The 22,857-nt window shown below is 48.4% G+C and carries 16 protein-coding genes; 10 read left to right on the top strand and 6 right to left on the bottom strand.

Annotated features, from left to right (window positions below):
• Window positions 1-109 precede the first annotated feature (109 nt).
• Window positions 110-235, bottom strand: a complete 126-nt coding sequence (locus OX890_RS20225) for a hypothetical protein (protein WP_086010635.1) — start codon at window positions 233-235, stop codon at window positions 110-112.
• A gap of 290 nt (window positions 236-525) precedes the next feature.
• Here OX890_RS20225 and OX890_RS20220 point away from each other — a divergent pair, with 290 nt between their 5' ends.
• The 6 genes from OX890_RS20220 to rraB all read left to right on the top strand — a co-directional run bounded on the left by OX890_RS20220 (window position 526) and on the right by rraB (window position 5,133).
• Entirely contained in the window at window positions 526-816 is a 291-nt protein-coding gene (locus OX890_RS20220; RefSeq protein WP_006084230.1) for a hypothetical protein, read from the top strand.
• 82 nt (window positions 817-898) lie between these two features.
• Complete coding sequence (locus tag OX890_RS20215) at window positions 899-2,083, top strand: membrane protein (protein ID WP_006084229.1); 1,185 nt, start codon at window positions 899-901, stop codon at window positions 2,081-2,083.
• Window positions 2,067-2,975 (top strand): metal ABC transporter solute-binding protein, Zn/Mn family, encoded by a 909-nt coding sequence (locus tag OX890_RS20210; RefSeq protein ID WP_172599620.1) that lies wholly within the window; start codon window positions 2,067-2,069, stop codon window positions 2,973-2,975. Before OX890_RS20215 ends, OX890_RS20210 begins: the two co-directional genes overlap by 17 nt.
• Before the next feature lie 4 nt (window positions 2,976-2,979).
• Window positions 2,980-3,780, top strand: coding sequence for a metal ABC transporter permease (locus tag OX890_RS20205; protein ID WP_006084227.1), 801 nt, complete (start codon window positions 2,980-2,982; stop codon window positions 3,778-3,780).
• Between the two features lie 161 nt (window positions 3,781-3,941).
• Window positions 3,942-4,685 (top strand): 1-acylglycerol-3-phosphate O-acyltransferase, encoded by a 744-nt coding sequence (locus tag OX890_RS20200; protein ID WP_006080014.1) that lies wholly within the window; start codon window positions 3,942-3,944, stop codon window positions 4,683-4,685.
• A 40-nt stretch (window positions 4,686-4,725) separates the two neighbouring features.
• Window positions 4,726-5,133, top strand: coding sequence for a ribonuclease E inhibitor RraB (rraB, locus tag OX890_RS20195; RefSeq protein WP_107949328.1), 408 nt, complete (start codon window positions 4,726-4,728; stop codon window positions 5,131-5,133).
• Window positions 5,134-5,212: 79 nt separating this feature from the next.
• Here the strand turns inward: rraB and OX890_RS20190 are convergent, their stop codons facing one another.
• Together OX890_RS20190 and OX890_RS20185 are read right to left on the bottom strand one after the other, a co-directional pair.
• A complete protein-coding gene (locus OX890_RS20190) occupies window positions 5,213-6,199 on the bottom strand; it encodes a sensor domain-containing diguanylate cyclase (protein WP_006080017.1) in 987 nt (328 codons plus the stop codon).
• Between the two features lie 18 nt (window positions 6,200-6,217).
• Window positions 6,218-7,213 carry a response regulator gene (locus OX890_RS20185; protein ID WP_006080020.1) on the bottom strand — a complete coding sequence of 332 codons (996 nt, stop codon included), beginning with the start codon at window positions 7,211-7,213 and terminating at the stop codon, window positions 6,218-6,220.
• Between the two features lie 542 nt (window positions 7,214-7,755).
• Between OX890_RS20185 and OX890_RS20180 the strand changes: the two genes are divergently transcribed.
• The gene (locus OX890_RS20180; protein ID WP_126492803.1) at window positions 7,756-8,562 is read left to right on the top strand and encodes a crotonase/enoyl-CoA hydratase family protein; all 807 of its coding nucleotides are present in this window, start codon (window positions 7,756-7,758) and stop codon (window positions 8,560-8,562) included.
• Between the two features lie 35 nt (window positions 8,563-8,597).
• Here OX890_RS20180 and OX890_RS20175 read toward each other — a convergent pair whose 3' ends face one another.
• Both OX890_RS20175 and rapA read right to left on the bottom strand, forming a co-directional pair.
• Entirely contained in the window at window positions 8,598-9,494 is an 897-nt protein-coding gene (locus OX890_RS20175) for a DUF3530 family protein (protein ID WP_126493539.1), read from the bottom strand.
• A gap of 257 nt (window positions 9,495-9,751) precedes the next feature.
• Complete coding sequence (gene rapA / locus OX890_RS20170) at window positions 9,752-12,658, bottom strand: RNA polymerase-associated protein RapA (protein ID WP_268649817.1); 2,907 nt, start codon at window positions 12,656-12,658, stop codon at window positions 9,752-9,754.
• A 406-nt stretch (window positions 12,659-13,064) separates the two neighbouring features.
• Here rapA and OX890_RS20165 point away from each other — a divergent pair, with 406 nt between their 5' ends.
• The 3 genes from OX890_RS20165 (at window position 13,065) to OX890_RS20155 (ending at window position 20,937) form a co-directional block, all read left to right on the top strand.
• The gene (locus OX890_RS20165) at window positions 13,065-14,459 is read left to right on the top strand and encodes a PhoH family protein (protein ID WP_006080025.1); all 1,395 of its coding nucleotides are present in this window, start codon (window positions 13,065-13,067) and stop codon (window positions 14,457-14,459) included.
• A gap of 215 nt (window positions 14,460-14,674) precedes the next feature.
• Complete coding sequence (locus OX890_RS20160; protein ID WP_107403579.1) at window positions 14,675-18,391, top strand: response regulator; 3,717 nt, start codon at window positions 14,675-14,677, stop codon at window positions 18,389-18,391.
• Between the two features lie 137 nt (window positions 18,392-18,528).
• Window positions 18,529-20,937 carry a zinc-dependent metalloprotease gene (locus OX890_RS20155; protein ID WP_268649816.1) on the top strand — a complete coding sequence of 803 codons (2,409 nt, stop codon included), beginning with the start codon at window positions 18,529-18,531 and terminating at the stop codon, window positions 20,935-20,937.
• A 20-nt stretch (window positions 20,938-20,957) separates the two neighbouring features.
• Here the strand turns inward: OX890_RS20155 and OX890_RS20150 are convergent, their stop codons facing one another.
• Window positions 20,958-22,766, bottom strand: a complete 1,809-nt coding sequence (locus OX890_RS20150) for a protein kinase domain-containing protein (RefSeq protein WP_268649815.1) — start codon at window positions 22,764-22,766, stop codon at window positions 20,958-20,960.
• Between the last annotated feature and the right edge of the window lie 91 nt (window positions 22,767-22,857).

Here is a 22,857-nt window from a genome sequence, read left to right as displayed (position 1 = left end):
GACAATCTGCTGAGGCATAAATGATTCGAGCGCCTATAGTGGGCGCTCAAGGTATAGCGAAAAAGGAGTTTACCCAGGCGAATTACCGCCACAGAGTGTGACTCCAGGTTTACTGAACGACTTGTTCTTGGGCCGCTAAGGAATGCTCAACGTAATAAATTCCACCAAATATCACCACGCTGAAAATCACTATCCCTAAGATAAGCCCTAAGTTTTCACGAAAAAATGCTAGCATGAGAGTTGCCTTTTGGTGGTTAAAAACGGACGCCATATCGAGCTCAATTTCGCCGTTGTGCTCGCTGACATAAAAACTAAATACACTATAGTTACACTCACTTAAGCTAATCTTAAATGTACTCTTTTACCAGCACTCCCGTAAGGTTTCGCCGTTATGTACGAGGCAAGTTGCTGCTAAGATTACCCTGCTCAAATATCTTGTAACCTTTTGCAAAGTAATTACCTTATTGCAACTTGCTATGGCCCTGACATAGACTTATGCAACTTTTTAACTATGGGGACGACTGAGTGAGACTTAAACGTCACATTAGACGCACGATTTCGATATGGCTTTCGGCCATCTTGATATTGCTGTCTTTTGCCGCCTCAGCCCATAGTGTGACCCATCTTGACGATGGGGCTAAGACCCACTGTACCCTGTGCTTCCATCAGCACCAGCTTAACAAGATTCTATTGACCCAACCGCTGACGTTCAATTTAGGCGTGCAGCATTTCGATGTGGTCGAATTTGTTTTACCCCCCTCCATTTCTGAACACGTCAGTGTTTATCGCAGTCGTGCGCCACCTGCCACTCTCTAAATCAACTCAAACATTTTAACTTATTGTATTTCTTGATGACTTTATATTAGTCGTCGAGTGCTAGTTGTATTTTGGAGATATCATGACTGTTTTAAATACCCGAATTTCTTTGGTGGCTTTGGCGTGTGCGTTTGTTTCGCCTAGCCTATTGGCTGAAGATTCGAGCCTCACGAACCCAGCGATCAGTGCCGTATTAAATGGTTACTATCAAACGGGTGAGCGTCCATTAGCCGAGAGCCCAGATGGCTTTGGTTTAGGTGAGACCGAGTTGGCCCTGAGCGCCAATATCGATGATATGTTTTACGGTAAAGTCACAGCTGTGGTTGAGATGCATGACGGTGACACTGAGCTGAATCTTGAAGAAGCCTTCATTCAAACCATGGCGATGCCTGCGGGCTTTTCTATCCGCGGCGGTCGTTTCCTATCGGACATTGGTTACCTCAATAACCAACATTTACACACAGATTCTTTCACCGACCGTCCTGTGGTTTACCGTGCATTTTTAGGCGGCCATTATTTTGATGATGGTATACGTTTCAACTACGTAGCACCAACTGACTTGTATTGGACTATGGGCGTTGAAGCCTTTAAGGGCGACAGTTTACGTGCCGCCGATGAGCATGGTGAGCGTGAGTTTAAGAAGGTCGGCGTTTATACCTTGTACTCAAAAATCGGTGGCGACATCGGCGATAACAGCTCATGGCAAGCGGGTTTAAGTTACCTGCGTAACGAGAATGGCCAAGTGACCGCCCATGAAGAAGGCGAACATGAAGATGAGCATGACCATGGTGATGAGCACGCAGGTCATAGCCACGCCGCATCTTACACAGGTAAAAACACCTATGGTGCTGATTTTGTTTATAAGTGGGCGCCTAACGGTAACTACAAATATCAAAATCTTACCGTGAGCGGCGAGTATTATCGGGTGAGCGACTTTACCCCTGTCGATCTGCATCCTGAGGATGCGCCAAGCCAAGATTACCACCAAGGTTGGTATCTGAGCAGTGTGTACCAATTCACGCCGAGCTGGTCAGCGGGTGTGCGCTATGGTGAAGCGGATACGCAAGAGCTCCATGGCGATCATTTCCATGGGCAGAAGTTGAAAGAATCTGAGGTGAGTTTGGCTTGGCATTCTAGCCACTTCTCGACGGTTCGTTTCCAGTATACCAATCAAAAGGGTACTAACTTCGACGGAATTGAAGACGATAACATCTTCACTATTCAATACATTATGTCTCTGGGGGCTCACGGTGCGCATCAATTCTAATTTAGCTAAATTGGCCGCAGTGGCCTTATCTATCACTTATACCGGTTTGGCCCACGCCGAACTGAACGTGTTTGCCTGTGAACCTGAATATGCAGCATTAGCGAAGGAGCTGGCTCCTACGGCGAGCATCTATTCGGCAACGACAGCATTACAGGACCCGCATCAAGTGCAGGCACGTCCGAGCTTGATCGCCAAAATGCGTCAGGCGGATCTTGTGGTCTGCGCCGGTGCCGATCTTGAGGTGGGTTGGTTGCCTATGCTGCAAATGAAGTCGGCAAACGCAAAAGTGCGCTCGACCGATCAAGGCTTATTTTTCGCGGCCGATCAAATCGAGACCTTAGATAAGCTGGCCAATGTCGATCGCAGCATGGGTGATGTGCATGCCAAAGGCAATCCACATATCCATTTTGACCCGACGCGGCTGTTAAAAGTCGCCACGGCGCTGAGTGCTAAGTTGACTCAATTAGATCCTGCTGGCGCGGCCGATTATCAAAAGTCACTGGCAGATTTTACTACTCGCTGGCAAGCAGCAGTCCCGCGTTGGGAAGAGCAAGCTAAGGGATTACAAGGTAAAAAAGTGATCGCTTACCACTCAAGCTTCAGATACTTATTCAACTGGATTGGTATCGAGCAAGTGGCAGATTTAGAGCCTAAACCGGGTTTAGCTCCGACTAGCGGCCACTTAGCGAGTCTGCTGACGCGTGCTGAGCAAGGGGATATTCTGGCGGTGGTCGTGGCCTCTTATCAGGACGAGCGCGGTGCAAAATGGCTGGGTGAAAAAGCGAACTTGCCCGTGGTGATGTTACCTATGTCTGTGGGTGGCAACGATAAGAGCCAAGATTTATTTAGCCTTTATGACAGCGTGATTTCCCTCTTAAATGGAGTGAAATAAACCTATGTTTGATCTTGAACTGATGTCGATTCTGTTGCCCGCATTGGCAGCGGGGATCTTAGTATTGTCGACGCATATTGTACTTGGAAGACAAGTACTTAAGCGTGGCATCATCTTTATCGATTTAGCTATAGCGCAAGTTGCCGCCTTAGGCGCGATTGTCGCTCACATGGACCACAGATTAGAAGACATGCCGTTTGCTAATGTGTGGATGCCAGCGCTGTTTGCCCTCGCGGGCGCAGGGTTTATCGCTTGGTTATCTAAGCGGATGGCGGGTGAGTTGGAGGCAATGATCGGCTGCTTTTATGTGTTGTCTGCGGTAGCGGCTATGTTGCTGCTGGCGAACGACCCACACGGCGCCGAGCTGTTAAAGCAATTGATGTCAGGTCAGATCCTGTGGGTGAGTTGGTCACAACTGATTTTGCCGGCAGTGGTGTATTCACTGGTGCTATTGGCGATATTCCTGCGTCCCCAGATGTTGGATGGTGCTGGGTTCTATCTGCTATTTGCGCTGGTCATTACCTTGTCGGTTGAATTAGTGGGCGTTTATCTGGTGTTCAGTACCTTGATATTGCCCGCTTTAGCACTGAACAAGTACCGCGGTAAAGGTCGGTTATTTTACGCTTACCTCGTCGGTTTGTTGGGCTATGTTTTAGGATTAGTCCTGTCGGCGACGTTAGATCTGCCCAGCGGTGCGGCGATTGTCGCGACTTTGGCCGTGAGCGCCTTAGTCATCCGTTTTGTGTTAGCTAAAGTTGCGCCTCAGGCAACGGGATCTGAAATCCTGCCAAAGCACCACGCTTAGATAAATATTGATATAAAAGCCCATCTATACACTGGATTTTCAGTATATCGATGGGCTTTTTTGCTTGCTTGTTAGCAAGTCAGCTTACAGATGTAAACAATATATTGAGTCCCAAAGCCATGGTGGATATACTGTCGCCACTTTTATAGTCGGAGTAAATCGTGCTTTTAATCGTCAGATCAATGCTGTTGGCGGTGTCATTGTTGCTTGCCTTTATTTTTGGTGGCTTAGTGTGTTTATTAAGACCTCGGCACCGCGACAATGTACATATGTTCGCCAAGATCTTCTCATCGGTAGCTCCGATCCTTGGGATCAAAGTGATTGTACGTCGACATAAAGATGTGCAGGATGGCCCCTATATTTTCCTCGCAAATCATCAGAATAACTTCGATCTTTTCACTCACACGACTGCGGTACCTAAAGGGACTGTGAGTTTGGGTAAGAAGAGTTTGGCGTGGATGCCATTATTCGGTCAAATCTATTGGTTGTCAGGGAATATTCTGATCGACCGCAAAAACCGTCATAGTGCCTTTGATACTATGGCGAAAACCGTGGAAAAAATTAAACAGAAGAATTTGTCTGTGTGGATTTTCCCTGAAGGTACACGTTCACGTGGTCGCGGTTTGTTACCTTTTAAAGCGGGCGCTTTCCATACTGCGATTGCGGCGGGAGTGCCTGTTGTGCCGGTATTGGCCTCGTGCCAAAGCCACATTAAGCTCAATCGCTGGAATAACGGTGTAGTCATTATCGATATGATGGCCCCTGTGGCGACAGCAGGCTTAGATAAAGCCGATGTGAAAAACTTTTCTGCGCAAATCCATGCCAGCATGTCGGCGAGATTTGCTGAGATAAATCAAGAGGCGGCAGCACTTATGGGTAAAACTCTCGCGAGTGATGACGTATAATGCCAATTTGAGCCAGATTTACCTTAACGGAGACAAATCCATGTCTATTGAAAGTCAGTTAAAAGCCCAACTTGCAGAGAATCGTGACATAGTGCAAGCCCTGCTTGACGATGGCTCAGAGCCTGATGCGGAATATATTATTGAGCATCACTTTTCATCGACCAATTTCGATCGTCTCGAAAAAGCCGCAGTAGATGCCTTTAAATTAGGTTTTGAGGTAAACGACGCTGAAGAAATGGAACTGGAAGATGGTTCAATTATTTTCTGTTTCGATGCTGTCGCGCACCACAAACTAGAAGTTGAATTACTGGATAAAGCCGCAGAACAACTGCTGCAATTAGCGGTAAAACAGAAAGTGGAATATGACGGTTGGGGCACCTATTTCGTCGGTGATGAAATGGATGACGAAGAAGATGAAGACGACGAAGATGATGGTTTCCCTCATTAATTCGTACGTGAATATCTAATCTGTACCGTTTTAAATAAAAATGCCCATCTATGATGGGCATTTTTATTGGTTTGATATGTTAGTCTTGGGTCGTTTTGTTCACACTGGTACTGGTATGCAAAACGCTGCAATTACGGCCTTTTTGCTTGGCTTCGTACAGCGCTTTATCGGAGCAAGAAATCCAGCTTGAGCTGCTGGTGATGTGGGAACCAATTTCGCACACACCTAAACTCACAGTCACTGATATCTTCAGGCTTTCATACAGAATGACGGATGCGGCGATTTTTTCCCTGAGTCGCTCGGTGAAATACATGGCATCGGCGCCGCTGGTTTTGGGTAATACGACTGCAAATTCTTCGCCGCCATAACGTCCGGCGCAATCGGTCTCACGCAGGGATTGGCTGAGTAAGTGGGCGATATGCTGGATCACTTTATCACCCGCAACATGACCATAGCTGTCGTTGATATGTTTAAAGTTATCGATATCTATCATCACTAAACTTGCCATGCCTGAGTAGCGGGCATATATATCGTACTCATGGTCTAAACATTCTTGCCAATGGCGACGGTTATGCAGCTGAGTCAGACCATCGGTTTGGCTTAGACGCTCGAGTTGCTCGTTCGCGGCTTTAAGTTGTAACTTGTTGATGGCGATATCAGTCACATCATAAATAATCACGCTGATATGGGTCACTTGTCCTGTGAGCGATGCCAGTGGCAACAAGGTCACGTTTTGGTACATGTAGTCAGCACGGCCCGTGATCGGGCGGTAGTTTTTAAATTGGAAAACATACGGCCGTTGTTCCCAGCTGATAAAGGCACGGTTTTTAAGCATAAAAACCGATTCCATTTTCTGCTTTAACCAAGTGGCGGGCAGATCGGGGAAGCGGGTAAACAGGTTTTGACCTTTGATCGAATTAGGGGAAACACCGCTGTGATTCTCCATAAAACCGTTCCACAGCTGGATATTGTAATGGCGATCTAATACCACTAATCCCACCTCTATGGTTTGCACCATATCGATGAGCCAGTGTAGTTCGTTCATTGCGCTTTGGTCATTTGACATAGGATAAAATCCAACTGGTTAATCGAGTAAATAGCCGAGTTTATAGCTAAGTGTGGGGATAGAATCCTCGGTGAAGAGCAGTAACAAATCGCATTGAATATTATGATCTTCAATCCGATAGTTGATCTCCATAGCCAAAGTTCGCTGCCATTTCTCTGAATTATCATGGATCAGATCGTTAACCGTGCAGTGCCGTCCTAGCACGACAGGGTGAGCCTGACTAAATTTCATGTCGAGCTGTTCAGAAATGCCGTTAAGGAAGGCGCCGATCAGCACGTTTCCGGTATCGATCAGGACTTCTATCTCAGTATTTTTATCTTCAGGATTGGCTAATCCCATCAGCTTGGCCATGTCCTTAAAGCTGGAATCATGGAACAAGAGCAGGGCTTCACCCGCAATCCCTGCACCGATAAAACCTTGGCAAAGAGCCGATACGGTCGAGCTTTCTTCCGTGGCCTTGAGTGCCATGGTCAACTCACTCACCTCAAGCACGTTCACATTGGGGATGGGCAGTAACACGAATACATCGAGTAACTTAGCTAACAGATCGGCGGCGCGGCCCATGGCGACGTTGGCAATTTCTTGGCAAGCGTCACGCATGTCGACTTTGATCATCGGGACTTCGTCGGCGATATCTTTTTGCGTCAGGGTTAGGATGCCGTAATCTTGCAAAATGTTGCTGATGGCATCGGCGCTAACGGGTTTTTGAATAAAATCTAATGCGCCTAAGGCTTTGACTCGCTCGTGAGCTTTGATTTGAATGTCGCCAGAGACCACAATGATCAGCGCGGGGAGATCCTGCTGCTGCACGGTTTGCAGTACTTCATAACCGTCCATCACTGGCATGTTGAGATCGAGAAACACCACTTCGCCTTTTCCGGCTCGGATAGCATCAAGGCCTTCGGCACCATTGGTCGCATAAGTAATTTCCACATCCCACTCTTTTGGGAGCGTGCGGGCCATTTGCTTACGCGCCATGGCGGAATCGTCACAGATGAGTACAGATATTGACATGCTGACTAGTGATCCTTATTTGCCCATTAATTGAAGATAACACTTATTTTTCAGGTCCGACTGACGAATTGCGTTCTTCGGGCAAGTCTGATTTATATCTTCTAGATGTAACTTATAGATATTATTGATTAATTTCGTTTTTTCGCTGACATTAAAATTTGACTCATTATTGAATCATATGATGCAAAATCTTAAATCGAGCTGGCTAATTTTTAGCAAATAACAAGGATGTAGCGCATAAAAAAGGACGATTGAGTCCATTTGTTTGCGGCTTTATCCTTAGCGGCAAGTACAGTGCTACATAAGTGTCGATGTTGGCGGCGAGGTAACTTCATTGCCGAGTTCGATAAGACTATCTCATCGAAAGATACATTAGGATTACCGCACGTAGTGGCGACAGCCTAACATAAGTTGCCTTCAGTCCATGTTTGAATTGGCAATATTTTGACTCAAGTCAAAAAACAGGCTCATGTTATATCTTTTAGTTAATTATTCCAAACGTGTTAACATTTATTCTGGACTGACCAGTAACGGAATATTTCATGAGTGGCCAAAGTGTACAAGTCAAAATCGATGATGGCATCGCCTATGTGTTGCTTAATCGTCCTGAAAAAATGAATGCGATTAATTATTTAATGTTTAGTGAGCTCGACCGTGCGATTAAAAAGATCAAATCCAATCGTGGGGTGCGAGCGGTGATCGTCTCGGGTGCGGGTGGCAATTTTAGCTCAGGGCTCGATGTCAAAAGCGTGATGTCGGCACCCATGCAGGCGGTAAAATTACTGTTTAAGGGCTTACCGGGGAATGCGAACTTAGCCCAGCGGGTGTCATTAGGTTGGCAAAACTTGCCCGTGCCTGTGATTGCCGTACTTGAGGGTTGTTGCTACGGCGGCGGTATGCAAATCGCTTTGGGCGCAGATGTGCGCATTGCCAGCCATGACTGTAAGTTATCGATTATGGAAGCAAAATGGGGACTCGTGCCCGATATGGCTGGGTTGGTCGCGTTAAGGCAAATCATGCCTAAGGATCAAGCCATGCTGCTGAGCCTGACGGCCAAAGTGCTTGAGAGCAATGAAGCGCTGACCTTAGGACTCGTGACCCAAGTGAGCGAGACGCCGATGGAAGTGGCTCAACAATTGGCGCAGCAACTGATGCAAACCTCACCTGATGCAGCAGCGGCCATCAAACTCAGCATTAACCGCAGTTGGACGGCATCGGTGCGCAGCCTGCTTTGCCGTGAGTCTATAAGTCAGATTCGGTTATTGTTAGGCAAAAATTGCAAGATAGCGGCGGCGCGTCAGCTGAAAGATCCGCAGAAACCTTACCAAGATCGTCAGTCGGGCTGGTAATGCTATTTTGTCTGAATTAGCTTTTATCGCCGTTGTTACTGCGCGCCGCTCATACGGGCAGAAAAGCCTTTTATCGCATTTAAACAATTCTGCCATGCGCTCTCGTTATCTAAATTGAGCGCTAAGCTGGTTTGGCGGTAGTTAGGACTTTTTAAGGTCACGGCTAAAATCTTACGATTAGCGGCTGTTTCTAATGAGGCGGGATGACCGTCTGGCGATTGGATATCTAAAATCGGTAAGGTGAGTTTCGCCAGTTGCTCCGCGAGTGCTTGGTTGAGCTTTTCATCCTCGCGATAGGGATTGATGACGATCAGCACATCGGGATCGGCAATCTTCTTTTGGCTCAATAGGCTTATCAATAATCCTGCGCTTTGGTCGGCGGTGATCAAAATGCGTTTGCCCGCATAATCTGCGCCGACCGCATCTAATTGCGACATGCTTTGGACCAGAAAGTCTTCCTGCTCTTGCAGATGTTTGCTGTTATCTTCGGGCTTGATTTTAGGGCTAGGTTTATTTGACGGTGAGCTTAACTGCGCGGCGCCGGGCGAGGTGACTTCGGTGGCGGCGGTGGCAAAATTGGCCGCAGGCAGTTCAGTTGGCGGGGTTAAACTTAAGCTGGCCCAACCGGCAGGATTGATATTACGGCGTACAAACGCCATCAATCCCGGTGCATCTGCCGTGCCGTTAGTGGCGGGCAGAATGATCGCCGCACCGAGTTTCTTTTTTCCTTCCCATGGTCGCACCAACAAATCGTAGGGCTGATTGTCTATGGTAATTTGTTTGACTTCATTCTCAGGTAAATAGCGGTTATTTAATTTTTTGGCACTGACTTCTGCTGGCGTTGGCGTAGCTGTTGCTGGGTCTGCCGCGCGGGAAGAGATGGCTGTGAAACCAAGTAGGAGGCAAAAGAGAAGCGAAATAATGCGTGCCATAGAATTGATAACCACCTGTGTAGTCTCATTAATTCATCAGTGCTTGAGTATAACCTGAACAATTACCAAAAAGTGAACTTTCCTCGCCAAAGAGTCGCGCCTCATCATTTGGGATAATCACGTTAATTGGGAAGACGCTGCTGAACATCAAAAGCCGCTTATTATAGAAAACCACTTTGAATCGAAAGCCACAGGGCATAAAAAAGCCCAGCGCTTTGGCTGGGCTAATTGATGGAAACCTGTGGTTTAGCTCGGGACTATACGTGGCTAACGAGCACCATACGGATCGCATCGAGTTGTAACTGGCTGGCATCCAGATAAGTGTTTAACTCTTGCATCTGATTGCGCAGGTATTCCAATTCTTCCTCACGGATATTGGGGTTTACCGCCTTAAGTGACTCTAAACGACTCAGCTCTGTGCTCAGTTGCTGAGTCATTTTCTCTCTGGCTTGGGCGACCATTTCATCGACAACCACTTGAGCATATTCTTCACCCTTGGCAAATAACGGATGCAGAATTGGCTGAGATGCGGTGACTAACTTGCCGCCAATGTGACGATTCACCGCGCTCAATTGCTTATCGAAACTGGCGTAATCCACTTTAGCCGACAGGTCGTTACCATTTTTATCCAGCAACACGCGAATGGGTGTAGGCGGTAAATAACGGTACAACTGGCTCGACTTAGGCGCAGAAGCATCGGCCATGTAGATGAGTTCTAAGAATAAGGTGCCTGCAGGCAGGGCTTTATTTTTTAGAATTGCGACGCTGGTGGTGCCAGTTTCTGAACCTGTGATCAGATCTAGCCCCGTTTGCACCAGTGGATGCTCTTGGGTGATCAGCGCAATATCATCGCGAGATAACGCAGTATCACGGTCGAAGGTCACAGTCACGCCATCTTCTGGCAAGCCAGGGTAGGTTGGGAACATCATGTGTTCACTCGGGCGCAGAATGATCGAGTTTTCACCCTTATCTTCTTGATCGACACCGATAATATCCCACAGACGGATCACAGAACCAATCAAATGGGTATCACCATCATTCTGGGCGAGGCGCTGGACGATAGCCATTGCCTTCTCGCCGCCGTGTGAGTTGATTTCCAGCAGCTTGTCGCGGCCTTGCTCCATGGCGTGCTTGAGTTCTTTATAACGGCTCTGAGTGTGATTGAGCAGGTTTGTCAGCTCGTCGCTGTCATCAACCACAAGCACGTTTAACAGATCTTCGGCAAATTCACTGTAAAGCACGTGGCCACTCGGACAAGTCAGTTCGAAGGCATTTAGCCCTTGGTGATACCACTGCATCAAACGTTCTTGGGCGGTGTCTTCAAGGTACGGCAAGTGAATTTGGATATCATTTTTCTGGCCGATACGATCTAAACGACCGATGCGCTGTTCCAATAAATCTGGGTTTAGCGGCAGATCGAATAGTACTAAGTGACTGGCAAACTGGAAGTTACGGCCTTCAGAACCAATTTCAGAACAGATCAACGCCTGTGCGCCGCCTTCCTCTTGGGCAAAGTAAGCGCCGGCTTTATCGCGCTCGATAATCGACATGCCTTCGTGGAATACCGTCGCTTGAATCCCTTCGCGGGTGCGCAGGGCTTCTTCTAAGCTCAGGGCGGTTTCCGCTTGGCTGGCGATGATCAGCACTTTTTTGCTGCGGTGTGATTTTAAGAACTCAATTAACCAATCCACACGGGGATCGAACTTCCACCAACTGGCGCTGTTATCTTCAAATTCTTGATACAGTTTTTCAGGACTCAGGGCTTGCGCCGCTTTCGCCTCTAATGACTTGTGTCCGCCCATCATGCCGCTGACGCGTGCGGCAGTTTGATATTGATCTGGCATGGCGTGTGGGTAAGCGTTAAAGAAACGCTTTGGGAAGCCTTTTACTGAGGCGCGACTGTTGCGGTACAAGACGCGGCCAGTACCGTGACGGTCGAGTAATTCTTGCAGTAATTCGCTGCGAGCAGCTTGCTGTACTTCGGCATCAATACCCTCGGCTTGGATTAAACGAATACTTGGGCTGATGTCTTTCTCGCCCAGTAATTCGGTCAAGCTGTTGATAGCGGTATCGGGTAATTTAGCGTTGCCAGCCAAGGCTTCAGCGGCAATGGCGACGTCTTTATAGCTGTCTTCTTCGGCTAGGAAGGCATCGTAATCGTAGAAACGATCCGGATCGAGCAGGCGCAAACGGGCGAAGTGACTTTCATGGCCAAGTTGATCCGGCGTTGCGGTTAATAGTAAAACGCCTGGGATCACTTCGCTTAATGCTTCAACCACTTGATAGGCGCGGCTTGGCGCTTCTTCGGTCCATTCTAAGTGGTGAGCTTCGTCAACCACTAACAGATCCCAATCGGCATCTAGGGCTTGATCGAGACGTTTTTTCTTACGCAGTAATTCGAGTGAACAAATCACTAATTGTTCTGTGTAGAAAGGATTGTCGTGATCGGCATAGGCTTCCACGCAACGATCTTCATCAAATACTGAAAAACGCAGGTTAAAGCGGCGCAGCATTTCCACTAACCACTGATGGCGCAGAGTATCGGGCACGATAATCAGGATACGTTCGGCGCGGCCGGTCAGCAGTTGTTGGTGAATAATCAGACCCGCTTCAATGGTTTTACCTAAGCCCACTTCGTCGGCCAGCAGTACACGCGGTGCATAGCGACGACCGACTTCATGGGCAATCCACATTTGATGCGGAATAAGTCCAACGCGTGGACCTTGCAGACCAAGCAAATCCGATGAGGCCAGTTTGTGGCGCAACATTTGGCACTGATAACGCACACCAAAACGGTCGAGGCGATCGATTTGGCCGGCGAATAAACGGTCTTGGGGTTTATTGAAACGAATATTGTGGTTCAGCAGGGTTTCACGCAGGGTAACTTGCTCGCCTGTCTCACTGTGAATGCCGTGATAGATCACTATCCCGTCTTTCTCGGTCAACTCGCTGACCGCAAGGCTCCAGCCTTCATGGCTTTCAACCGAATCGCCGGGATTGTATATAACGCGTGTCAGAGGGGCTTCTGCTCGGGAGAACATGCGATTCTCACCCGTGGCAGGGAATAAAACAGTGACCATACGGCCTTCTACTTGAACCACAGTTCCTAAACCAAGCTCTGACTCGGTATCACTTATCCAACGTTGACCTAAGGCGAACGGCATCTTAAATTCTCATTTCTAGGCGGACTCTAACAAAGGGCGCGTATGTTATACCAATACTCGTGATATTTAAATCGCCCTCTCACCCGTTAGAGCCTAATTCCCAGAGTGCTAGATTACAAATTGTACAAGCGACAAAATTGTCGTGCCAGTACATGAAATTGTCACGCTAATGTCACATCCGCGGTTATACACTGCCTCGAGTCTGTATGGTAAACAATGGTTGCTGTATTGTTATCTCGTGAGTTTGGTGCCAATATCAACTTAAGGTTTAAGTGCGAGTAAAGTGCTATCAACTTGAACCTTATGATCATTCTTTGCCATATGCTTTGCCAGTAATAGGAGTTGGGTAACTTTTATTGAGACTCAAAAGTTTGTTTAAACTTTAATGAAGCACTCTGGAGGCGCCATGGAACAAGACGACAGAAAGTTGTTTGTACTGGATACCAATGTGTTACTACATGAACCTTTGGCGATCTATTCGTTTAAAGAGCACGATGTGGTCATTCCTATGACAGTGCTAGAAGAGTTGGACCAGATTAAAGATCGAAAGAGTGATGTGAGTCGGGATGCTAGAGTTGCCATCAGGGCATTGGAAGATACCCTAGGCGGTGAAACCACCCCAGAACAGATTATCAATGGTGTCCCTTTGCCCAGCCGAGAGGGTCATGCCGATGCGGTCGGTTCGCTCTCAATCTTCCCTGACCACCTTGTCGATTTTACCTTAGGCGCCCTGCCGGGAGATGGAAACGACAATCGCATTATTAACACCGCCCTACATCTGCAAAACCTGCATCAACCCCGTACCGTTGTTTTAGTCACCAAAGATATCAATATGCGCCTCAAAGCTAAGGGCGCGGGCATTCAATTAGTTGAAGATTATCGAACTGACCAGTTGATCGACGACATTCGCTTCCTCAGCAAAGGTTTTTACCAGTTCGAAGGTAATTTTTGGGAGCACTTGAACAAGGTCTCCACCGAGCGCCACGGTAGACACACAGTGCATGAAGTACCGCTCAAAGATCTTGAAAATGATAAGTTTTACATCAACCAATACCTTATCGACACTGAGTCTGATTTTTGCGGTCGCGTTACCGAGCGCACAGACACCCATCTGCACATTTTAGATCTTGGCCGTGAGCGAGTGAAAAACCTCGAAGCGTGGGGCGTTAAACCTAAAAACGTCTATCAAGGCATGGCGCTGCAAGCATTGCTCGATCCCGATATCGATCTGGTGATCTTAACTGGCCCCGCGGGTTGCGGTAAAACCTTGCTCGCCATGGCGGCGGCGTTGGAACTGGTGGTCGAACGTAATCGCTACGACAAAGTGATCGTCACCCGTAACACCCCAGAAATCGCCGAATCTATTGGCTTCTTACCTGGCACCGAAGAGGAGAAGATGATGCCGTGGCTGGCTGCCATTACTGATACGCTCGAAGTGCTGCACAAGAATGATGTTAATCCCACCGGCAGCATGAACTACATCATGGAGAAGGCTAACATTCAGTTTAAGTCGATTAACTTTATGCGTGGGCGTTCGATCCAAAACTCCATAGTGCTATTAGATGAATGCCAAAACCTCACTGCCTCGCAGATCAAAACTATGATCACCCGTATGGGCGAGGGCACAAAACTGATTTGTTGCGGTAACTTAGCGCAAATCGACTCTAACTACTTAACCGCAGTAACCTCAGGTTTAACCTACATTGTTGAACGTTTTAAAGACTTTGAAGGTAGCGCCAACGTGTATCTCAATGGCGTAGTGCGTTCACGCTTAGCGGAATACGCCGAAGAGCATCTCTAAAGAGTGTCGGTTTATTTTAGAGTAATCACCAAGGCCTCAGATATTGAGGCCTTAGTTTTATAGAGTAGTAGATTTTTAATCGACTTATCAGTGGTATGAGTAGCCTTTATCCAGCAATTATTTTATGTGATTGGTAGTTTCTTCCTGCTACTATATGGAGCTCATAGCTTTTGCCGCCGTTGGCTGAAATCAAGCGCTGCAATCAAGGGTAGTGGATGAAATCGAGTGAGCCGGATCTGCAACTAAAATCGCCGATCCAGAAGAACTACAACCGTGCCGTTTTTTATACGTACATTGGCGTTATCGTCATGTCTTTGTTGACCGCATGGATGTTTTTCGACCGCCAAAAAGCGCAGCAGATGGAACAGCGTGAAGAACAGGTTCAGCGCCATGTTCTGCAAATCGATTTGCTACTTGAGTCGAGTATTAGAGCGGTAAAAAGCTTACGCAACGTCGCCGTGGATCATTTGCGCTTAGGCGAACTCGTGCGTAAAGAACGTTTACCCCAATACGGTAAATTCAACGAAAGCGGCCAGTATTTTACCTTAGAACCTAGCTACGCCCAGAGCGGTGAGCCTTTTACCAACATGGGTAGGATCACTGGCGCAGGTTCCCTCGATGGCCGCAGTGACAAGTTCTATCAAGAGCTTGAGATGTTGTTCGAGCTGTCGCTGTCATTCCCCGTCGCCAAAGAAGCCGCCCCGAAAGCCTCGGCAATTTATTACCTGTCAAAACGTAGGATTATGTCCTACTTCCCTTGGTCGAATGACGATCAACGTTTTAGGGACGAATTACTCAACAAGAAACAGTTTCAATACGCCACCCCGGCAATGAACCCGCAGCGCAGTGTGTTTTGGAGCGAAGCCTATGTCGACTCCACGGGCAAAGGCTTGTTGACCACTTTAGGTGTGCCTGTTTATTTGGACGATGAGTTCATTGGCTCAATTAACTTAGACATGACGCTTGCCTCGTTAGCACGGCAAATTCGGGTCTACTTTAAGATGCCGGGCACAGTGATTTTACTCGACCAACAGAACAATATTTTATCCCACAGCGATTTTGATAGCTCAGACATCAATCGGGTTTATCACATCAGCCAACGTATTCCCTCTGAGCTGCATTCTTTGCCTGAGTCGGAATTGTTCGATGCCCACGACGGCATCATCCGCAACGGCTATTACATCCATTCGGTTGCCCTGCATAACGCACCTTGGCGTTTACTGTATTTGCAGGATGAAGACGACCTATTCCAAGACTCGTGGGAAAAACTGCAGCTAACCTTTATTTTAGTGGTTATCGCCCTGTCTGTGTTGGTGACCATAGTGCATTGGCAAACGCGCCGCTCTTTTGTGAGTCCAGCCTCGCGACTACTGTCGCACCTTGAGGGTTGCTCGCAAGAGCCGCGTAAGCCACCGGAGAAAATAACCCGCGGCTGGGAACCTTGGTTCTTGCTGGTGAGTCGGATTTTTGAGGAGAACAAGCAATATACCCACCATTTGGCAGAGCAGAATAAGCGGCTCGATAAGCTAGTGGCGCGGCGTACTGAACGCTTAAAAGACACCACAGAGCGGCGTGAGCGCGAATATGCGCTGTTACGATCTTTGCTTGACTCGATTCCCGAAGCCATTGTCTTTAAAGATAAAGAAGGCAACTATTTAGGTTGTAACAAAGCGGCTGAACGCATGCTTGGTTACACAGAGAGCGAGATGATAGGTTTATCATCTGAGGATCTGACCTCGCCAGAAATGGGCATTCGTATCCGCGCCGAAGACGAACAAGTCCTAAAAGATCGCACTCCGCTGCGCTACCAAGAAAAGGTTGAGCTTGCGGGTAAACCTGTGCTGCTCGATACCCTTAAACTGCCTTTCTATAATCGCCGCGGCGAACTGCAGGGCCTGATTGCCGTGTGGCGTGATGTGACGCGCGAATACGAATCCGCCGAACAATTGCGCCTGTCCGAAGAGCGTTATCACTTAGCTATGGATGCGGTGGAGGATGGCCTGTGGGATTGGTATTTAGACTCTGAACAGATCATTTGTAACCCAGCCTATTATTCTATGTTGGGTTACAAAACCAATGAGTTCCCCGCTCTTGTGTCGACGATTGATGAATTATCCCATCCCGACGATCGGATTCGTGTCGAGGAATACCGTGCTCAGTATCTCGCGGACCCTGTCGGCGCTTACGAAATCGAATTCCGTATGTTAGGTAAAAATGGCAGCTATCACTGGGTGTTATCCCGTGGCCGAGTGGTGGAGTTCACCGCCGAAGGCCAGCCTAAGCGTATGCTCGGTACCCATAAGGATATTACCCGCCATAAGAGTAACGAAGTGGCGCTTTTGGAAGCCAAGCAAGACGCCGAATTAGCTAACCTCTACAAGAGTGAATTCTTGGCCAACATGAGCCATGAGATCCGCACGCCGATGAACGCCATTATCGGTATGTTGCAGTTGGCGCAGCGCACCTCGTTAACGGCGCAGCAGAAAGATTACCTCGAAAAAGCCGGTTTCTCGGCGCAATCGCTGCTGAGGATCATCAACGATATTCTCGACTTCTCTAAAATTGAGGCGGGTAAGTTGGAGCTTGAACGGGTGCCATTCCCGCTGGATAAAGTGCTCGATCATGCCCTCGATCTCAATGCGCTCAAGGCACAGGAGCAGGGCGTTGAGTTACTCTTATATGCCCCTGTGACGGCGGGACTCATTCTTAAGGGGGATCCACTGCGTTTAGGCCAAGTGCTGATTAACCTGTTATCGAATGCGGTGAAATTTACCCAATCAGGCGAAATTGAGCTGGGCTGTGAAGATGTCGGCGAGCGCGATCATCGTATTACCTTGAAGTTCTGGGTGCGCGATACTGGTATCGGCATAGGTAAAGATCAGCAGGATAAGTTGTTTGATGCCTTCGCCCAAGCCGACGGTTCGACCACCCGCAAATACGGTGGCACTGGCTTAGGTTTATCGATCAGTAAGCATCTGGTGTCTATGATGGGCGGTAAGATGCAAGTGCAGAGTGAGCTTGGGGTCGGAAGTACCTTTAGCTTTACCATCAGTTTTGAGATTGCCGAAGCCGCTAAGATTGAGCCTTTGGTCGTACCGGAAAAACTCAATAGCCTACGCACCTTAGTCGTTGACGATAACCCGACTGCACTGCAAATTTATTCGACCTTGATGCGAGATTTCCACTTCGAAGTCGATACTGCCGCTAGCGGCGCCGAAGCACTTTATAAACTGTCGCGGGCACCAATCGATCTGCTTTTGCTCGACTGGATGATGCCAGAAATGGACGGCAGTGATGTGGTCAGCGCCATAGATACTATGGTCGCCGAAGGCCGCTTAGCAAAACGACCAGTGATTATCATGATGACGGCCTATGCAGCAGAGCCTTTGCAGCATGAAGTCGATAGTGCCAATGTGTTCGCCGTCCTGCAAAAACCCTTCAAGGCATCGAGCTTGTTCGATGAGATCATTGCCGCCTTTGCCGATGAGCCGAGATTGAATGTGGTTCAGCCTATGGTTGAAGTCCAAGTTGAAGACGGAGAACACACAGGTTTAGTGCTACTGGTGGAAGATAATTTTATCAATCAGCAAGTGGCGACTGAACTCCTTAAAAGTGCAGGCTATGAAGTGGTGCTGGCTGGCAATGGCCAAGTGGCGCTGGATACCATCGACTCGCGGCCGTTTGATGCCGTGTTAATGGATATTCAAATGCCAGTGATGGACGGGTTAACGGCCGCAAGGGCATTGCGTGAGCGTTTTAGTGCCGATGAACTGCCTATTATTGCCATGACTGCCCATGCCATGTCGGGCGATAGGGAAAAGAGTTTAGCGGCGGGGATGAATGCCCACATCACTAAACCCATAGTACTCAACGAATTATTTGAAACATTAAATCACTGGATCAAACATAAGAATCAGCATCAGAATCGTTAATTTATTTGCTCGGGGCCAGTGATGGCCTCGCATTATTTACTTTAAATCAATTGCTTGAGATAAGCAGTCATCAAAGATGCCAATGACTTAAACGATTTATAAGGTAAATAACGCAGCCAGCCGTATCAGGAGGAAAGATGAAACCCCAAAGTTTAGCCTTAGCCTTATCCATAGTGCTGTTAGGATTTCCCACAGTTACCGTCGCAGCAGCCGCGCCTAGCGCCAAGATCATTAAGCAAAGCCAAGAGGCGAAAGGGTTTCTTAATCTCTATTACGAGGATTCTCAGGGAGAGTTATACCTTGAGGTCAATCGCTTAAATCAGCCTTTTCTCTTGGTCACTAGTTTGCCGCAGGGCGTAGGTTCGAACGACATTGGTCTCGATCGCGGCCAACTGGGTCAGACCCGCATGGTGCAGTTTGAGCGCCAAGGCCCCTATATTTTACTCAAGCAACTCAATACCCAATATCGTGCTAATACCACTGACGCTGCCGAGCAAAGATCGGTTGCAGAAGCCTTTGCCGATTCTGTGTTATGGCAGGGTAAAGTGATTGATGGCAAGCCAGATCTGGTGGCGATCAACGATCTGGTGCTCAATGATTTACACGGCGTATCTTCCGTATTGCAACAAACAGAGCAGGGCAATTATCGGCTGGATCTGAGCCGTTCTGTCATCCTACCCAAAGGGATAAAATCCTTTGAGAAAAATGCCGATGTGGATGTGCAACTCACCTTTAAAGGCGATGTCGCAGGCGCACAGGTCGCACAGGTAACCCCCGACGGCACCTTAATGTCGGTGCGGATGCGTTATTCCTTTGTTGAGCTGCCTGATACTGATTACCAGCCGCGGGCTTATCATCCGATGAGCGGCTATTTGTCCGATGAGTATCAAGACTATGCGACGCCCTTTGACCAACCTTTAGTGCAGCGTTTTATCCTGCGCCACCGTTTACAGAAAGTGCATTCTGGCCCTGCGCCAAGCGAAGTCGTTAAACCTATTACTTATTATCTCGATCCCGGTGTGCCTGAGCCGATACGGTCTGCCTTGCTCGATGGCGCGCGCTGGTGGGAGACGGCTTTTACTCGCGCCGGATTTATCAACGGCTTTAAAGTTGAGTTATTGCCTGCAGATGCCGATCCGCAGGATATTCGCTACAACATGATCCAATGGGTGCACAGGGCGACGCGGGGTTGGTCCTATGGCGCTGCACTGACCGATCCTCGCACCGGTGAAATCATTAAGGGTCAAGTCACGCTCGGCAGCTTGCGTGTGCGGCAGGATTACTTGATTGCCAAAGGCTTAACCGCAGGCTGGCAGGATAGAGTGGCGGCCGAGAAAGCGGCGACAGCCTTGTCGCTGGCGCGTATTCGCCAACTGGCTGCCCATGAAGTTGGCCATACCTTAGGGCTTGATCATAACTTTGCCGCTTCGACCAATCAGGATGCCTCTGTGATGGATTATCCCCATCCGAAAATCCTGCTAAAGGGCAATGATATTGATATTTCAGCGCCTTACACTACAGGTGTTGGCCCTTGGGATGATTTTGCTATCGCCTATGGCTATAGCGAACAAGGCGATGCTCGCACCCAACAAGCGTTGCAAGTCGACTTACTGGCCGATGTGGCGAAACGTGGCTTACGTTATATCGGTGAGGCCGATTCTCGCCAAAAGGATGCGAGTCAGGCCTATGCCAGTTTGTGGGATAGTGGTGACGATCCGATCGAGCAACTAGGTAAGCTCGACAAAATTCGCACTAAGGCGATTGCGGGATTCTCCAGTGCAGCCTTGTTACCCAATGAGCCACTGGGCGAGCTAGCCGATGCCTTTACGCCAATTTATTTGCTGACGCGTTATCAAATCGATGCGGTTGCTAAGTTTATTGGCGGCACTGACTATAACTATCAATCTATCGGTGAAGGCAGCCGCTGGAGCTATATTGCGCCGCAGTTGCAGTTAACGGGTTTAGACGCACTGCTTAAAACCTTAGATGCGGCGAGTTTAACTGTGCCGCAAATCTTGCTCGACAGTTTAGTGCCAAAGGCGGGGAATTATCATGCTACGCGGGAATCCTTCGACTCAGGTTTAGGCGCAATTAACGATCCTCTTAGTATGGCTGAAGTATTTAGCCGTCATACCGTGAGCTTGCTATTGATGCCTAAACGTTTGAACCGTGTCAGCCAAGCATCCATGGCGGATAGCGAGCAGTTATCGGTGACGACATTACTGGATAAGTTATTCGCGGCGACCTTGTATCAAGAGGACAAGCTTGGGCTGGTCGAAGGCGTGTGGATGCGAGTGAACGCTGTGGTAATTGATGAAGTGCTGGCAACGCTGCACAATCCTCAAACCTCACCAGAGGTGAGGGCTGCGATCAACGATCGCGCTCAGTTTGTGATTAAGCAATTGAAAGCAAAGTCGAATCGAGCGAATGCAAGTCTTGCGGCCCATTATACTTGGTTGCAACAGGGTCTGGCTGCGGGCTTAACCGATGCTAAGGTTAAGCTGATCCCTAAGCCGTTAACCTTACCGCCGGGATCGCCGATTTAATCTTATGAACATAGGCGCCATTAGGCGCCTATTTCTTTTGGATTTTTCGGATAAAAGTGATTGGCTTTACGCTCTAGATGGGTAAAGCGGCGGGTGTTTTTGTAGGGCAGTTTCATAAAGCCCGACACGCCGTGGCCTTGGATTTTGCCGACATGATGCAAGATGCGATCGAGACTCGCACGAAACGCCGCTTGCTTACGTGGATTGAGCAGCTTCAAGTAACTGTGGATCTTTAAGTGATTCGGCAGTGCCTCAAAAATGATGCAGCCTGTGTGGTGAATTTGGTTGATGCGGGCTAATTCTTCCATGATCTCCACCGGCAATTCGAGGTTTTCGTCGGGATCTTTACCGTCTTCAAAGTAAGAGTGTAATCGTGACTTATCTTCTAAGGTGGGCACATCACCGACTTCAAAGGGTAATTGCAGATCGGCGCTGGCGACAAACGGCTCGCTTATATCTGTGCGCTCGATATGCAGCGTGTCTTTGGCGTTAAAGAAACAGGCCTTAAATACCCCAATACGTTTAATTCCCCGCGCCAGATCCACCATATTGTTGACCGCAATGATCAAGGCACTTTTTTGTTTTGCATCGTAAATCGCAAGATTGGAGTCGATAAACACGCCGGTTTCTTGCCAGTGGATCGCGAGACCGCCCACGATCGGATATTGCGCTAACCGACCCACGGCGGCGATAAAACCTTTTTCGGTATCGCCCATGCCTGCGAGGAAGTTGCGGTAATATTTTTCGAGCTGAATATCATCCATCTTGGCGATAGGATCTTGGGCGTTATGTTCCTTTAAAAAGGACTTACGCGAACTGTAACTGACGGTTTCAACGTCTTTGTCGCGGGATTGTACCCATACAGGAATTTCACCCTGTAACTCAGCTTTGGGCAGTTCTGGTAAATGCAGTCTGTGGCTGTGGCGCATACTTTTTAAAAAGTAATCGCCAGCAATGTTGCGCTGCTCAGGATCTGTGCTGAGCATGCCCTCTAAGGTACGGGCTAATTCCATTGGTAAGCCAATGCTGGTGGGCGAGATAACTTGTGCGCCGAAGCGGCTTGCTTGCCCTGAGGCTAGGGCATACAGAGTTGCAGCGACACCTTGCTCATCAAAGCGCGGGCTGGAGAGTGCCCCATTGAGTTGTTCTTCGCCGATAAAGTACACATCGCCCATACGTGCGTTGGTATGTTGTTGATCGCTCGACATTAACGCCATCACATTGTCTTCGACAGGCTTGTTATGTTCATCCCTCTGGGCAAACACCGCCGATCCCCAATCGATCAACGATAAGTGTTGCTGCTCAATGTCGTAAACCAGGTTCGAAGGTTTGATATCGCCGTGCACTAAGGGCTTGCCCGTGCGCAGGTAATACAAGATATCGGCGAGTTGGCGGGCGATGCTCATGACCATAGCTGTGGGCAGGGCACCCATGCGGCGGCAAAGTTGGTCGAGATCTTCGCCTTTTGCCCGCTCCATCACGAGTATGCCTTGCTTGCCGACTCGCTCAAATTTGATCGCGCCCGGCACATTGGGATGCTTGAGTAAGGACAGCATAAAGGCTTCTTCTTCGAGCCTATCTTGAATATGTTGCGGCAGATTAATCCGCGAGAACTTAAACACATGGGCATCGCCCGCTTGATTGATACCCGCAAACACGAAACCGTAGGCGCCTTTGCCGACCAATTCAATATCGGTATAACCTAACTTGCTCAGCTGCTGTTTACAGAGGCGGATCCACGCCTTGTGTTTACGGGCATCATTGGCTTTGAGCAAGTAAATGGATTGCTCTTCAGAAATATAAAAATGCTGCAGCTGAGGTGTTTGCAAATTGTGCTCCTTGTTTTGTCCATTTAACCAGTAAGCGGGGGCGATAATCAAATAGCGGCTGGCATTATTTTAGGATTCAGAGCGGCATTAG

Origin of the sequence: Shewanella sp. DAU305 (assembly GCF_026802235.1) — a bacterium.
GTDB lineage: Bacteria > Pseudomonadota > Gammaproteobacteria > Enterobacterales > Shewanellaceae > Shewanella > Shewanella baltica.
Note: the sequence above shows the minus strand (reverse complement) of the source record. Positions and strands in the feature narration are given on the sequence as shown.